Here is a 13390-nt window from a genome sequence, read left to right on the forward strand (position 1 = left end):
ACGTCATCGACGATGTCACCAAGGAGAGCTTGGCCGCGGTCGTCGACACCTCGATTTCCGGCCGCCGCGTTGCCCGAGAATTGACGGCACTGATCGCGCGGCGCGGAAAGCCCGGTGTGATCGTCTCCGACAATGGCACCGAGTTCACCTCGAACGCGATCCTCGAATGGGCCGAGAAGATGCAGGTGAAGTGGCACTACATCGCGCCTGGCAAGCCCATGCAAAACGGCAACTGCGAGGCGTTCAACGGCCGGATGCGTGACGAGCTTTTGAACGAGACCCTGTTCTTCGGCATCGACCATGCCCGCGAGGCTGTCGCTGCATGGACCCACAGCTACAACACCGAACGGCCCCATTCAGCCCTCGGATACCAGGCCCCGGCGGTCTTTGCCGCCCAACTCACCGCAATGGGCGATCAGCTTCGCGCAACGGAACTGCTGCGCAGATCGCCCATTGCTCCGTCGGCGCAACCGCGCCAAATTCAGCAAAGGACTCTGGGTTCAGCTGGATGAACATCGGGGGGCACAGCATACCAAATAGTTATTTTTATTTTCAATATATTATGCAATCTTTACAGAAATTTATTCCATACAACCGTTCTGACGGCCCCGCTGGTTGTTGTCGCGCTCAAGCGGCAGGCAGCATCCCGTGTGGAAGACGCGGGCCGAAAACGCTCCTTGCCGGTATCCGGCAGGGGGAATTCGGGTTCGGCGCAGCCTTGGCGCTCTCGGGGGCGCCTGCGCCGAACGTCACATGCCGTGCTCGGGCTCCGTAGCTGACTTTCCAGAATGCGCCTGCGCGGCCTGAGCCATTCGTTCGGGAAGGGCCTGCGCCGGACGGGCGTCACGGCCCCGGATGGCTGCAGAAGCCGGTACGAAGCTCTCTTATCCTATCCCGTCTTGGCCCAAAGCCGTGCTGCGTCATCGCTCCCGGCCCATTGTCCGTGAACGGTGCGCCATGCGGCTTCATGGAATGCGCATCCGGATGCCCGCGCCCGCTTCATGGCTCCTGCGTGCAGCCTTGCACCGGCGGGAATGTCTGCGCGAGCAGCCATTCGCGCAGAAGCTCCGTCGCCTCGTCGCCGCCCGCGGTCTGGAGCATGAAATAGCCGCGGTCCGCCATGGCGAGATCCGGCCCGATGGGGGTGAGCATGTTGCGGGCGAGATGGGTGTCTATCAGGCCGCGCCAGCCAAGCGCCACCCCCTGGCCCGCCAAGGCTGCGTCGATCACCAGCGAGTAGGTGTTGAAGCGCATGTTGCCCCAATCCGCCAGCAGGTCGCGCTCGACGCCCAATGTGTCCAGATAGCTCGCCCAGGTGAACCAGGGCGCGGGGTGGGGGGCGTCCAGATGGATCAGCCGGGCCTCCTGGATCCCGGCCTCCGAAGCGGCGAGCGCGGGCGCACAGACCGGCGTGACCACCTCCGGCATCAGCAGGACCGCATCGGGGCCGAGGCTTTCGCGGGTGGCGAAGACCACGGCGATATCGCCCGGGCCGAGATGGGCGAGATCGGTGTTCTGCGTGGCGATGACTTCGATATCGAAATCCGGGTGCTCCTCGCGGAAGCGATGGATCCGCGGGATCAGCCAGAGGCCGGAAAAGGCATAATCGGTGAAGAGCCGGAACACCTTCTTGCGCGGGGCGCTGCGCAGCCGCTGCGCCAGGGCGTCGATCCGGGCCACATCGGCGGCCAGGATCGCATGGAGCTCGCGCCCGGCTTCGGTCAGCTCCACGCCGCGGTGGCGCCGGCGCAGCAGGGGCACGCCGAATTCCGCCTCCACCCGGCGGATCTGATAGCTGATGGCGGGCTGGGTGATGTGCAGGACCCGCGCCGCCTCGGACAGGCTGCCGAGCCGCCCGACCTCCACGAAGACCCGCATCCAGCCGAGATCGACATTGCGCAACTGATATAAACATCCTTTTGGGCAGATATGAATAAAATCCTGCTACACGCAGAGAAACAATGCCCGCAGCATAAGGGATTGACATATCAGACGGGAGCCTCCGATGACATCCACCCGCTTCGCTTTCGCCGCCGCGCTGGCGCTCATGGGATCTGCCGGGCTCGCCATGGCCGATGGGGCCGGATGCCGCAGCGTGCGCCTCTCGGATCCGGGCTGGACCGATATCACCGCCACCAATGGTGTGGCCTCGGTCGTGCTCTCGGCGCTCGGCTATGCGCCCGATGTGAAGACGCTGTCGGTACCGATCGGCTATGAATCGATCAAGACCGGCGAGCTGGATGCGTTTCTTGGCAACTGGATGCCCGCGCAGAAGGCCTTCATCGACGATCTGAACAAGGCGGGCGCGATCGAGGTGCTGAACCGCAACCTGACCGGCGCGAAATTCACTCTGGCGGTGCCCGCAGCCACGGCGGCCAAGGGGATCAAGAGCTTTGCCGATCTGGCCGCCCATGGCGACGATTTCGACCACAAGATCTATGGCATCGAGCCCGGCGCGCCCGCGAACCAGAACATCCAGAAGATGATCGACGCGGGCGATTTCGGGCTGAAGGGCTGGGAGCTGGTCGAATCCGGCGAGCAGGCGATGCTGGCGCAGGTCGCGCGGGCAGAGAAGGCGGGCAAGGGGATCGTGTTCCTGGCGTGGGCGCCGCATCCGATGAACGAGCAGTTCGAGATCGAGTATCTCGCGGGAGGTGATGCCTATTTCGGCCCGGATTATGGCGGGGCCGACGTCTATACGCTGGCGCGCAAGGGCTGGCCGGAGGCCTGCCCGAATGCGGCGAAGCTGCTCGGGCAGATGACCTTCGATCTCGGGATGCAGAACACGCTGATGGGCGAGATCCTGGCGGGCACGGATGCGCGCGAGGCGGCAAAAGGCTGGCTGAAGGCGCATCCGCAGGCGCTGGAGGGTTGGCTCGCCGGGGTGACGACGCTGGACGGCGCGCCGGGCGCGGCCGCGGTGAAGGCCGCGATCGGGCTCTGAGTCCCACCCGTGCCCCTTGCCGGGGCACGGCAGCGCTTCCGCACTGTTTCCTGCAGGCGGCACTCCTCTCCAGAATGACCCGGACTGATGACACGCCCGAATATCCTTATCCTCATGGTCGATCAGGCCAATGGTACGCTGTTCCCCGATGGCCCCGCCGATTTCCTGCATGCGCCGAACCTGAAGGCGCTGGCGGCGCGCTCGGTGCGCTTTGCCAATGCCTATACCGCAAGCCCGCTCTGTGCGCCGGCGCGGGCCTCGTTCATGTCGGGCCAGCTGCCGAGCCGGACCCGGGTCTATGACAATGCGGCCGAATTCGCCTCCGATATCCCGACCTATGCGCATCACCTGCGCCGCGCGGGCTATCACACCGCGCTCTCGGGCAAGATGCATTTCGTCGGGCCAGATCAGCTGCACGGTTTTGAGGAGCGGCTCACCACCGATATCTATCCGGCCGATTTCGGCTGGACCCCGGACTATACCCGCCCGGGCGAGCGGATCGACTGGTGGTACCACAATCTCGGCTCCGTCACCGGGGCGGGGGTGGCCGAGATTACCAACCAGATGGAATATGACGACGAGGTCGCCTATCACGCGACCCGCAAGCTCTATGACCTGTCGCGCAGGCTGGATGACCGGCCCTGGTGCCTCACCGTGAGCTTCACCCATCCGCATGATCCCTATGTGGCGCGCAAGCGGTTCTGGGACATGTATGAGGACTGCGCGGAGCTCGCGCCGCAGGTGGGCCTGCCTGCGGAGCCCGATCCGCATTCGCAGCGCCTGCTGGAAGCCTGCGATTACCGCAATTTCGCCATCACGCCCGAGCATGTGCGCCGGGCGCGGCGCGGCTATTTTGCCAATATCTCCTATATCGACGAGAAGATCGGCGAGATCCTCGATGTGCTGGAGCGCGGCCGGATGGCCGAGGATACGGTGGTGATCTTCGTCTCCGACCACGGCGACATGCTGGGCGAGCGCGGGATGTGGTTCAAGATGTCGTTCTTCGAGGGCTCGGCGCGGGTGCCGCTGATGATGGCGGTGCCGGGCTGGGCGCCGGGGCGGGTGGAAACGCCTGTCTCGACGCTCGATGTGGTGCCCACCCTGGCCGGGGTGGCCGGGATCGATATTTCGGCGCTGGCGCCATGGACGGATGGCACCGATCTGGCGCCGGTGGCGCAGGGGGCGGGGCGCGCGGCGGTGCCGATGGAATATGCGGCCGAAGGCTCGGTCGCGCCTCTGGTCGCGCTGCGCGAGGGGCGGTACAAGCTCACGCTCTGCGCGGCCGACCCGCCGATGCTGCATGATCTGGAGGCCGATCCGGGGGAGCTGCACAATCTGGCCGGGGATCCGGCCCATGCGGAGGTGCTAGCAGGCCTGCGGGCGCAGGCGGAGGCCCGCTGGGACCTTGTGGCCTTCGACGCCGCCGTGCGCGAGAGCCAGGCGCGCCGCTGGGCCGTCTATGAGGCGCTGCGCAACGGCGCCTATTTCCCCTGGGATTACCAGCCGCTGCAGAAGGCTTCGGAGCGCTACATGCGCAACCACATGGATCTGAACGTGCTGGAGGAGAGCAAGCGCTACCCGCGCGGGGAGTGACCTGGCCTGCCGGTGCGGCGGGCTCAGGCCTCCTCCGCGCCGAGCCGGATGCCGCGCAGGCGCTGCAGATCGTCGAGCTGGGCCTCGACCTCGGCGCAGAGCGTGGCGAGCCGGGTGATCAGGCTTATCAGCTCCGGCTCCCCTGCGGCGGGGGCACACAGCTCCAGCCGCGCCCGCGTCTGGCGCAGCGCGCGCAAGAGGCGCGGGTTCTCGCGCTCGCTCTGCCCGATCCGGCGCAGCAGCAGGAGCCGTTGGCGCAGGGGGGCGGGCAGGTCTCCGCGCCGCAGCGCCCGGCGCGCGCCAAAGACCAGGTCTCCGAGGCTCAGCGTCAGCAGACCCTTGCGCATGGTGATATCGGGACGCTCGCCGCTGTGGGCCTCGTGGAAGGTCCAGTTGATGATCTTCAGGAACCGCGCGATGAAGCGCAGCCGCCAGCCATTGGCCGAGCCCCCGCGCCCGAGCGGGGCCTGCGCGATCTCCTGCAATTCATGCTTGATCATCACCCAGAGCGCCTTGCGCCGGCGCGTTGCGGTGACGGGGAACAGGAAGCGGAAGGCGATATAGCCGATGATCCCGCCGCTGACCGCGAGGGCTGCCTTCGCCAGGGCCGGGAAATGCGCGGCATAGACGGCATGGGTGGGCGTGAGCAGCAACAGCAGCGTGAGCGCGTAATCCGTGGCCGAGAGCGAGAGCCGCCGGTGCGAGCGGATGAAGGCATAGAGGAGAAAGAACGGCGCCATCGCCAGCACCTGCTCCGCGCCGCCGAAGCCGCGGCTCCATAGCAGCAGTTCGCAGGCCAGCGCCGCGCCCCCGGCAATGAGCTGGCCGATGATCACGTCGCGCATGGCGCGCGCGGGGGCGACGCCGCTGGAGGCGAGCGAGATGACGATGGCCGAGCTGATCAGCGCATATTGCACGATCGCGGCCCCCGTCGCGTACCACACGAGCCCGATCGCGCCGGTGACGACCATGATCCGCAGGCCCGCATGGCTGGCCGAGCGCCAGTCGTAGTTCCAGTTTGCGCCCTCGGAGGGGGCGAGGCTGAAGCCGTGGTCGTCGCCCTCCTCATCGGGGAGGGCGGCCGCGAGCGCGATCACGGCTTCCTCGAGGGTCGGGTCCTCGATCAGGCTCAGGCTGCGGGTCAGGCCGCGCTGCAGCCCGGCGAAGTCGCGCTGCGCATGCAGCCGCGTCGCCAGATGCCCGATCACCGCCGCGAGCTCCGGCGTGGCCGGGGCGCGGGCGCTGGCCAGCAGCAGGTTCGTCGCGCAGACGAGCAGGTCGCTCAGCGGATCGGTGAGCTGATGCACCCCGGCGCGGCGCGAGGCCAGCGTGGCAAATTCGGCCGAAAGCTCGGCCGCGGCGGCGGTGAACTGATAGTTGCGCCGCGCCTGGGCCAGCCCGTCACGCGTGAGGTTCGCGGCCGATTGCGCCAGAATATCGGCCAGGATCCGGCGGGTCTTCTGCTCCAGCTCGTCGCGGTTGGTGCGCTGCCCGATCACATAGCTCAGCGCGATCCCGGCGAGCGTGCCGATCAGGATCGCCGCAACCCGGTCCATCGCGACCCATTTCACCATTTCGGCGGGGCCCGAATTGTTCATCGCCACGATGATCGCCGAATAGCCCGCCAGAACGGTGCCATAGGAGCGGTAGGAGCGCTGCAGCGTGCCCACAAACAGGCACAGCCCGCTCCAGGCGCCGAGCCCGAGCGCGATGACCAGCGCATTCGACCCGGCCAGCATCAGCAGCATCAGCCCGAAGGCGGAGCCGGCCAGCGTGCCGATGAAGCGGTAGGCATTTTTCTCGATCGTCTGGCCGCGGCTGGGCTGCAGCGTGACGAAGACGGTGATCGCGGCCCATTGCGGATGGTCGAGGCCCAGAAGCCAGGCGAGGCCAAGCGAGAGGAAGGCCACGAGCACGAGCCAGAGGCTCTGGATCAGCTTGGGGATATCGAAGCCGATCCGGCTGAACGCGGCCAGCAGAGGGGGAGGAGGGAGCGGTGTCATGGTCCGGGATGGGGCGGCCGCGGGGCGAGGTCGGCGGGAGGGGCCCCGAAGGCCCGATAGCAACGGCGCAGACAGGGCGCAAGATCGCCGCGCGCGGGGCAATGGCAGGCATGACGCGGGGTCAAATGAACCCTGCGCTGTGCGCATGACTTCTGCCGGAAAGGGGATGCCGCCGGGGGGCTGCGTCTTCAGGGGCGGAGCCTGATCGCCCTCACGAGCCTTTGCACGGGAAGGGGCCGCGCCCGGATCGGGCTGGTCAGTGCCGGAGCCGCATCCTCAGCGCTCGACCTTCATGAACAGCCGCGCGAGCACCGCGCCCAGCAGCGCCACCGGCGCGAGCACGCTCAGCGACAGGCCCGCATGCGTGGCGACCCACAACGTTACTGCCGCCGCGACCATGATCGCGAGCACCAGCATCAGGAAATACGGCAGCGGCACAGGTTCCATCTCTACTCTCCCGCGATCAATATGGGATCTGCCGGGGCGAAGCGAAAGCCCTAATCCGATTGGATTTCTCACGCTTTGGTGCGACGGCTCTGGATATTGTTCCTGTAATGTTCTAATTTTGAGTTATGCAAGACCTCCTGCCCCTTCCGCCTGTCGACCCCGCCGAGCGCTTGCGGGCGCGTGGCGCCGTGCATCGCCCGGATGGCCGGTTTGAGCCCTATGCCCGGGTCTGGGAGCATGACGGCTGGGACCTGCCGGAGGAGGAGCGGCTGCTGCGCACCGAGGTGACGGTGGAGCGGCCGCGCACGGTCATCACCCGCAACCAGAGCCCCGATCTGGGCTTCGATCGCTCGATCAACCCCTATCGCGGCTGCGAGCACGGCTGCATCTACTGCTATGCGCGGCCCTCGCATGCCTATCTGGGGCTCTCGCCGGGGCTGGATTTCGAGACCCGGATCGTGGCGCGCCCGGAGGCGCCCGCGGTGCTGGCGCGGGAATTGCGGCGCAAGGGCTATCAGGTGGCGCCGATCGCGATCGGGACCAATACCGATCCCTATCAGCCGGTGGAGGCGAAAATGGGGGTGATGCGCGGGCTGCTGGAGGTGCTTTCGGCCTTCGGCCATCCGCTGAGCATCACCACCCGCGGCGCGGGGATCCTGCGCGACATCGACATCCTGGCGGATATGGCCGCGCGCGGGCTGGTGCAGGTGGGGGTTTCGCTCACCACGCTGGATGCGGAACTCGCGCGCAAGATGGAGCCGCGGGCGCCGGCGCCGCAGATGCGGATCCGGATGATCCGCGAGCTGGCGCGGGCGGGGGTGCCGGTGCGGGTGATGGCCGCGCCGATGATCCCGGGGCTGACGGATCATGAGCTGGAGGCGGTGCTGACCGAGGCGCGCCGGGCCGGGGCGCGGGCGGCGTCCTTCATCCCGCTGCGGCTGCCGCATGAGGTGGCCGATCTGTTCGAGGACTGGCTGCGCCGCCATCTGCCCGATCGGGCGGAGCGGGTGCTGCATGCGGTGGCTGCGCTGCGCGGCGGGCGGCTGAACGATCCGCGCTTCGGCAGCCGGATGACGGGCGAGGGGGTGGAGGCCGATCTGCTGGCGCAGCGGTTCCGGGTCTCGTGCCGCAGGCTGGGGTTCGAGCGGCCGCTGCCGCCGCTGGAGTGCAGCCGCTTCGCGCCGCCACCGGAAGCGGGGGCGCAGCTGTCGCTGTTCTGAGGCTCAGTCCTCTTCGGCGCTGAAGGGGCCGAGCTGCGCCGCGATCTGTTCGGGCAGGGGGCGCGGGCCGGGGGTATGGTGCTCCAGCGCGGCGCGCATCGCGGCGATATGGGCGGGCAGCGTGCCGCAGGCCCCGCCGATGAGCCGGGCCCCGGCATCCAGGGCGAGCCGGGCGAAGGTGGCCATGGTTTCGGGCGTGCCGGCGCAGCTGGCCGGGTCGCGCGGGTTGCGGGGTACGGCGCTGTTGCCCCGCGCGATCCGGGGGCGCTCACAACCCGCCGCGGCAAAGCCCAGAACGCTCGCGATCAGGTCCGATGGCCCCGGGCCGCCGCTTGCGCCATAGGCCAGCGGCGGATGCGGCAGATGCTCGATCCGCGCGGCCAGCGCCGCGGGCGTGAGCCCCAGCAGACTGCGCCCCGAACTGTCGAAGCAGATGGTGCCGCACCAGTCCATCCCGGCGCGGCCGACGGCTTCGGAGAGGGCCTCGAATTCAGGAAGGGCGGCGAAGCCCTCGGCCCAGATCAGATCGGCCCCGCCCGCCCGCAGCGCCGCCACCTGCCCCTCGAACTGGGCAACCAGCCGCGCGCGGGCCTCTGGCCCGAGCGGGCCATAGACCTCGCCCGTCGGCCCGATCCGGCCGCCGACCAGCGCCGGACCCGCGACCGAGCGCGCGATCGCGGCGGCGGCGTGGTTCAGCTCCGCCATCCGCGCCTCGGCCCCCGCCATCCGCAGCCGGGCGGCATTGGCATCGTGGCTGTTGGTCAGGATCAGGTCCGTCCCGGCAGCCACGAAGGCCGCATGCGCGGCGCGCAGCTCTTCGGGATGCGTGGCGGTACAGAGCGCAAGCGGCTCGGCCCGGGCCACGCCGCGCGCCGCCAGCGCCGTGCGCAGGCAGCCATCGGCCAGGATCCAGCCGCGTCGGTCGAGCAGATCGGTGAGACTCTCGGTCATTTCGGGTCCGCCGGCGGGGCCGGGCGCGGGCTCAGCCCTTCAGCACATCCTCGGCCGCGACGTTCAGCGCCGTCGCCATGCGGCTGCGGATCGTCGCCTCGTCGGCCTTGCCGTCGAGATCGGCGATCAGCTTGCGCACCACATCCTCCTGGCCCGGCTCCTTGAAGTCCGCCGCGATCAGGGCGCTGGCATAGGCCTCGGCCGGCTGGTCGAGAAGGCCCGCGGCCCATTGGGCCATCGCCTTCACGGCCCGCGCCTCGGCCTTGAAGCGCAGCTCGGCGTCATGCGCGAACTTGTTTTCGAAGGCGTTTTCGCGGTCGTCGAACGTGGTCATGTGGCTCCCCCCGGAATCACGAGTTGCTGAAACTGATATGCCCAGCCGCGCCCCGCACTGCAAGAGGAAGGGCGCGCATTTGGGCATGATAGCGCAGAGTTAGCGTTCACGGGGGTTTCTGACAGGCGCTCATGCCCTGAGTCTTGCGGCGCGGCGAGCCTTGGCCTATAGGGGCGCAAAGGGGCGCAAGCCCGATTTTGCCGTTTCCGCACGGTCGGGAGCAGCGCAAGCCCAGGAACGGAGAGCCCATGGCACCGCGTCGGAAGAAGATCTACGAAGGCAAGGCGAAGATCCTGTACGAAGGCCCGGAGCCCGGCACCCTGGTGCAGTACTTCAAAGACGACGCGACTGCCTTCAACGCGCAGAAGAAGGCGACGATCGAGGGCAAGGGCGTGCTGAACAACCGCCTGAGCGAATTCTTCATGAGCGGGCTGACGAATGTGGGCATTCCGAACCACTTCATCCGCCGGCTGAACATGCGCGAGCAGCTGATCCGCCAGGTCGAGATCGTGCCGCTCGAAGTCATCGTGCGCAACTTCGCCGCAGGCTCGATCTCGAAGCGCCTCGGGCTCGAAGAGGGCACCGCGCTGCCGCGCCCGATCGTGGAATACAGCTACAAGAACGACGCGCTCGGCGATCCGCTGGTGCCCGAGGAATATATCATCGCCTTCGGCTGGGCCAACCAGCAGGACCTCGACGACATCGTCAGCCTCGCGCTGCGGGTCAATGATTTCCTCTCGGGCGTGTTCTTCGGCGTCGGCATCAAGCTGGTCGATTTCAAGATCGAGATCGGCCGGGTCTGGGAGGGCGATTTCATGCGCCTGATCGTGGCCGACGAGATCAGCCCCGACAGCTGCCGCCTGTGGGACGTGAAGACGGGCGAGCACCTGGACAAGGACGTGTTCCGCCGCGATCTGGGCTCGCTGACCGATGCCTATACCGAGGTTGCGCGCCGTCTGGGCGTGCTGCCCGCGAACACCGCCACCGTGAAGCCGACGCTGATCAACTGAAAGCCCCGGCTGGTCACCTGACCGGAAGGCGCCCTTCGGGGCGCCTTTTCAGTCTGTGGCGGGCGAGAAGCCGGGCAGGACGCGCGGATGGGCATGGCTGTGCGGGGCGCCGTCGTCATGCATATGGGGGGCGTGGTCTTCGGCGACGGGGATCAGCCCGAGCGTGCCATGCATGATCCCGCGCTCCAGAAACAGCGCCTCGGCATGATCGGAGACGCCCCGCGCCGCGCCGCGCATCACCGTCACTTCCAGCGCATGGGTATGATCGAGCGGCACCGAGAGGCTGGCCACGGTCTCGTCGTGCCGGTCGAGCCGCGCCTGCGGCAGGCGGGCGGCGAGGTTGCGCATGGTCTGATCCACCACATAGCTCAGGACGCCATAGCAGGCCGCCCCTTCGGGCGCGCGGGTGCGGGTGGCGAGGCTGCGCCGCACCAGATCGCGGATCGCCTCCGACAGGCTCTGCGCCCCCGTCGCCGCGATATAGGCCTCCAGCTGGCGGGCGAGGTCGTCGTCGAGCGTAATTGTTGTGCGCTGCATGGGCTCCTCCGTTCGTATCAGCCTATCAGCGCGCCCGGGGGTTGAGAAGCGCTTGTCAGGGCGCCACCCCGTTCGTATGAATATTTGAAAGAATAATCATACGAACGGGGTGAGGATGAACTATCTGCCGCTCGTGGCCTGCGCCGCCTTCGCCGCGGGGCCTGCGGCCGCGCATTTCCAGCAGATCCTGCCTTCGGCGGATGTGCTGCCGCAGGGCGGGCCGGTGACGCTGGATCTGACCTTCACCCATCCGATGGAGCGCGGGCCGGTGATGGAGATGCGGCGCCCCGAAGCGGTGGGGATGCTCGCGCAGGGCGTCCGCACGGATCTGTCGGGGACGCTGGTCGCGACGCCGATCGACGGGGTGCAGGCCTGGTCGCTCACCGCCGATATCGCACAGCCGGGGGCGGCGGTGTTCTGGGTCACGCCCGCGCCCTATTGGGAGCCCGCGGAGGGCAAGTTCATCGTGCATTACGCGAAGGTGGTGGTGGATGGCTATGCCTCGGGCGAAGGCTGGGACGCGCTGGTGGGCCTGCCGGTGGAGATCGCGCCCTTGACCCGGCCGACCGGGCTCTGGGCGGGGAACCTGTTCACCGGTGTTGTGCTGAAACATGGCGCGCCGGTGCCTTTCGCCGAGGTCGAGGTGGAATATGTGAATGACGGCGCCGTGGTGCCCCCGAACGAGGCCTTCCTCACCCAGGTGCTGAAGGCCGATGCCAACGGCACCTTCAGCTATGCCATGCCGCGCGCGGGCTGGTGGGGCTTTGCCGCGCTGGTGGAGGGCGATGCGCCGATGACCGCGCCCGATGGCCGCGCGGTGCCGGTGGAGGAAGGCGGGCTGATCTGGGTGAAGGCCGTCGATATGGGGGCCGAATAGATGGCGCATATTCCGGACGGGATCCTCTCCGCGCCGGTGCTGCTCGGCGGCGGGGTGCTGGCGGCGGCGGGGGTGGGCCTCGCGCTGCGGCGCATGGACGACCGTGCCATCGTGCGCGTGGCGATCCTGTCGGCGGTGTTCTTCACCGCCTCGCTGCTCAGCTTCCCGCTCGGCCCCTCCAGCGTGCATCTGATGCTCTCGGGGCTGATGGGGCTGATGCTGGGGCCGGGGGCTTTCGTCGCGGTGCTGGTCGGGCTGGTGCTGCAGGTGCTGCTCTTCGGCATCGGCGGGCTGACGACGCTCGGGGTCAATACGCTCAACATCGCCGCCCCCGGCGTGCTGCTGGGCCTGCTGGCGGCGCCCAGGATCGGGCGGGCCACGCCGGGGCAGCGCGCGGTGCTGGCGGGGGCTGTGGGCGGGGGCGCGGTTTTGCTCACCGGGGCGATGGTGGCGGCAAGCCTGTGGCTCTCGGCCTCCGAATATGTGCCGGTTGCGCGGGTGCTCTGGCTCGCCTACGCTCCGCTCGCGGCGATCGAGGCCGCGGTGACGGCGGTGGTCGTGGGCTTCCTCGCCCGCGTCGAGCCCGCTGCCCTCAGCCCGGACGGACCCCGATGAAACGCCTTGCCTCCCTGATGATCCTGATCGCGCTTGCGGGCCCCGCCCAGGCGCATGCGCTGAAGCTGTTTGCGACGGTGGAGGGCGATGCGGTGACGGGCTATGCCTTCTTCATCGGCGGTGGGCGCGCGCAGGATACCGATTGGGTCGCGAAGGATGCCCAGGGCGCGGAGCTTGCCTCCGGGCGCACCGATGCCGAAGGGGGCTACCGCTTCGTGCCGCCCGCGCCGGTGACCGGGCCGCTCACCGTCGTCGTCGATACGCATGAGGGCCATGTCGCGATTACCGAGATCGGGCCGGAGCGTTTCGGCGCGCCGCCCGTCGCGGCCACCGGCGCGCCTGCCGCGGCATCGCTGGCCGCGCGCGGCGTGGCCAGCGCGATGCCCGCGCAGGATATCTCGCCGCTGGTGGAGGCCGCGGTGCAGCGGCAGGTGGCGCCGCTGCTCGCGCGGATCGAGGAAATGGACGCGCGCATGCGGATCACCGATCTGCTCTCGGGGCTGTTCCTCATCATCGGGCTCGGCGGCATCGGGCTCTATATCCGCGGGCGCCGGCGGTGATTTTCGACCTGAGGCTGCGGCTGGTGGCGGCATTCTGGGCGGTGGCCTGCCTGTCGCAGCTGACCCGGCCGGAGGTGGCGCTGGCGGCGGCTCTGGGCGCGGCGGCGCTGGCCTGGGGCAGGGTGCAATGGCGCCGGCTCCTGCATGTGGAGGGCTTCTTGCTGATCCTGCTTCTGGTGCTGCCCTTCACCGTTCCGGGCGAGGCCTTGCTGCGGCTCGGGCCCCTGTCGCTCAGCCGCGAAGGGCTGCTGCGGGCGGGGCTGGTGGGCTGCAAGGTCACGGCGGCGGCGCTTTTGCTG

General features: G+C 68.5%; 14 protein-coding genes and 1 pseudogene. 9 read left to right on the forward strand and 6 right to left on the reverse strand.

Annotated elements, in window-relative coordinates; translation table 11 throughout:
* Positions 1–512 (forward strand): integrase core domain-containing protein (locus ACOMG5_RS16500; RefSeq protein WP_420344884.1); only part of this gene is annotated, 512 nt, incomplete at its 5' end.
* Positions 513–999: 487 nt separating this feature from the next.
* Here the strand turns inward: ACOMG5_RS16500 and ACOMG5_RS16505 are convergent.
* Positions 1000–1902 (reverse strand): choline sulfate utilization transcriptional regulator, encoded by a 903-nt coding sequence (locus tag ACOMG5_RS16505; RefSeq protein WP_420344885.1) that lies wholly within the window; start codon positions 1900–1902, stop codon positions 1000–1002.
* 103 nt (positions 1903–2005) lie between these two features.
* Here ACOMG5_RS16505 and choX point away from each other — a divergent pair, with 103 nt between their 5' ends.
* Together choX and betC are read left to right on the forward strand one after the other, a co-directional pair.
* A complete protein-coding gene (choX, locus tag ACOMG5_RS16510; protein ID WP_420344886.1) occupies positions 2006–2944 on the forward strand; it encodes a choline ABC transporter substrate-binding protein in 939 nt (312 codons plus the stop codon).
* A gap of 87 nt (positions 2945–3031) precedes the next feature.
* Positions 3032–4537 (forward strand): choline-sulfatase, encoded by a 1506-nt coding sequence (gene betC / locus ACOMG5_RS16515; protein ID WP_420344887.1) that lies wholly within the window; start codon positions 3032–3034, stop codon positions 4535–4537.
* Between the two features lie 23 nt (positions 4538–4560).
* Here the strand turns inward: betC and ACOMG5_RS16520 are convergent, their stop codons facing one another.
* Together ACOMG5_RS16520 and ACOMG5_RS16525 are read right to left on the reverse strand one after the other, a co-directional pair.
* The gene (locus ACOMG5_RS16520; RefSeq protein WP_420344888.1) at positions 4561–6540 is read right to left on the reverse strand and encodes an FUSC family protein; all 1980 of its coding nucleotides are present in this window, start codon (positions 6538–6540) and stop codon (positions 4561–4563) included.
* 276 nt (positions 6541–6816) lie between these two features.
* Complete coding sequence (locus ACOMG5_RS16525; protein WP_420344889.1) at positions 6817–6987, reverse strand: hypothetical protein; 171 nt, start codon at positions 6985–6987, stop codon at positions 6817–6819.
* A gap of 125 nt (positions 6988–7112) precedes the next feature.
* On the opposite strand from ACOMG5_RS16525, the gene ACOMG5_RS16530 reads away from it, so the two are divergent.
* On the forward strand, positions 7113–8207 hold the full coding sequence (locus ACOMG5_RS16530) for a PA0069 family radical SAM protein (RefSeq protein WP_420344890.1): 1095 nt from the start codon (positions 7113–7115) through the stop codon (positions 8205–8207).
* A 3-nt stretch (positions 8208–8210) separates the two neighbouring features.
* Here the strand turns inward: ACOMG5_RS16530 and ACOMG5_RS16535 are convergent, their stop codons facing one another.
* Positions 8211–9158 (reverse strand): homocysteine S-methyltransferase family protein, encoded by a 948-nt coding sequence (locus ACOMG5_RS16535; protein ID WP_420344891.1) that lies wholly within the window; start codon positions 9156–9158, stop codon positions 8211–8213.
* Between the two features lie 31 nt (positions 9159–9189).
* Positions 9190–9492 (reverse strand): DUF1476 domain-containing protein, encoded by a 303-nt coding sequence (locus tag ACOMG5_RS16540; RefSeq protein WP_420344892.1) that lies wholly within the window; start codon positions 9490–9492, stop codon positions 9190–9192.
* Between the two features lie 248 nt (positions 9493–9740).
* On the opposite strand from ACOMG5_RS16540, the gene purC reads away from it, so the two are divergent.
* Positions 9741–10502: a phosphoribosylaminoimidazolesuccinocarboxamide synthase gene (gene purC, locus ACOMG5_RS16545; RefSeq protein ID WP_420344893.1), complete on the forward strand. Its 762-nt coding sequence runs from the start codon at positions 9741–9743 to the stop codon at positions 10500–10502.
* A gap of 48 nt (positions 10503–10550) precedes the next feature.
* On the opposite strand, the gene nikR is transcribed toward purC, so the two are convergent.
* On the reverse strand, positions 10551–11039 hold the full coding sequence (gene nikR / locus ACOMG5_RS16550) for a nickel-responsive transcriptional regulator NikR (RefSeq protein WP_420344894.1): 489 nt from the start codon (positions 11037–11039) through the stop codon (positions 10551–10553).
* Between the two features lie 115 nt (positions 11040–11154).
* On the opposite strand from nikR, the gene ACOMG5_RS16555 reads away from it, so the two are divergent.
* From ACOMG5_RS16555 to ACOMG5_RS16570, 4 genes and pseudogenes are all read left to right on the forward strand, one after another.
* A complete protein-coding gene (locus ACOMG5_RS16555) occupies positions 11155–11916 on the forward strand; it encodes a DUF4198 domain-containing protein (protein ID WP_420344895.1) in 762 nt (253 codons plus the stop codon).
* Entirely contained in the window at positions 11917–12531 is a 615-nt protein-coding gene (cbiM, locus tag ACOMG5_RS16560; RefSeq protein WP_420344896.1) for a cobalt transporter CbiM, read from the forward strand. It abuts the gene before it with no gap.
* Positions 12528–13091: a cobalamin biosynthesis protein CbiL gene (locus tag ACOMG5_RS16565; protein WP_420344897.1), complete on the forward strand. Its 564-nt coding sequence runs from the start codon at positions 12528–12530 to the stop codon at positions 13089–13091. Before cbiM ends, ACOMG5_RS16565 begins: the two co-directional genes overlap by 4 nt.
* A pseudogene (locus tag ACOMG5_RS16570) lies at positions 13088–13390 on the forward strand (cobalt ECF transporter T component CbiQ); the annotation flags it as partial. The gene ACOMG5_RS16565 and the pseudogene ACOMG5_RS16570, both read left to right, overlap by 4 nt.

This window comes from Paenirhodobacter sp. (genome assembly GCF_041916475.1).
In the GTDB taxonomy this organism is placed as follows: Bacteria; Pseudomonadota; Alphaproteobacteria; order Rhodobacterales; family Rhodobacteraceae; genus Rhodobacter.

Bases quoted from the DNA above. Each gene is read 5' to 3' on its own strand.
- nikR (WP_420344894.1), bottom strand. From the start codon at position 11,039: ATGCAGCGCACAACAATTACGCTCGACGACGACCTCGCCCGCCAGCTG.
- ACOMG5_RS16565 (WP_420344897.1), top strand. From the start codon at position 12,528: ATGAAACGCCTTGCCTCCCTGATGATCCTGATCGCGCTTGCGGGCCCC.
- ACOMG5_RS16555 (WP_420344895.1), top strand. From the start codon at position 11,155: ATGAACTATCTGCCGCTCGTGGCCTGCGCCGCCTTCGCCGCGGGGCCT.
- ACOMG5_RS16520 (WP_420344888.1), bottom strand. From the start codon at position 6,540: ATGACACCGCTCCCTCCTCCCCCTCTGCTGGCCGCGTTCAGCCGGATC.
- choX (WP_420344886.1), top strand. From the start codon at position 2,006: ATGACATCCACCCGCTTCGCTTTCGCCGCCGCGCTGGCGCTCATGGGA.
- purC (WP_420344893.1), top strand. From the start codon at position 9,741: ATGGCACCGCGTCGGAAGAAGATCTACGAAGGCAAGGCGAAGATCCTG.
- ACOMG5_RS16525 (WP_420344889.1), bottom strand. From the start codon at position 6,987: ATGGAACCTGTGCCGCTGCCGTATTTCCTGATGCTGGTGCTCGCGATC.
- ACOMG5_RS16535 (WP_420344891.1), bottom strand. From the start codon at position 9,158: ATGACCGAGAGTCTCACCGATCTGCTCGACCGACGCGGCTGGATCCTG.
- cbiM (WP_420344896.1), top strand. From the start codon at position 11,917: ATGGCGCATATTCCGGACGGGATCCTCTCCGCGCCGGTGCTGCTCGGC.
- ACOMG5_RS16530 (WP_420344890.1), top strand. From the start codon at position 7,113: ATGCAAGACCTCCTGCCCCTTCCGCCTGTCGACCCCGCCGAGCGCTTG.
- ACOMG5_RS16540 (WP_420344892.1), bottom strand. From the start codon at position 9,492: ATGACCACGTTCGACGACCGCGAAAACGCCTTCGAAAACAAGTTCGCG.
- betC (WP_420344887.1), top strand. From the start codon at position 3,032: ATGACACGCCCGAATATCCTTATCCTCATGGTCGATCAGGCCAATGGT.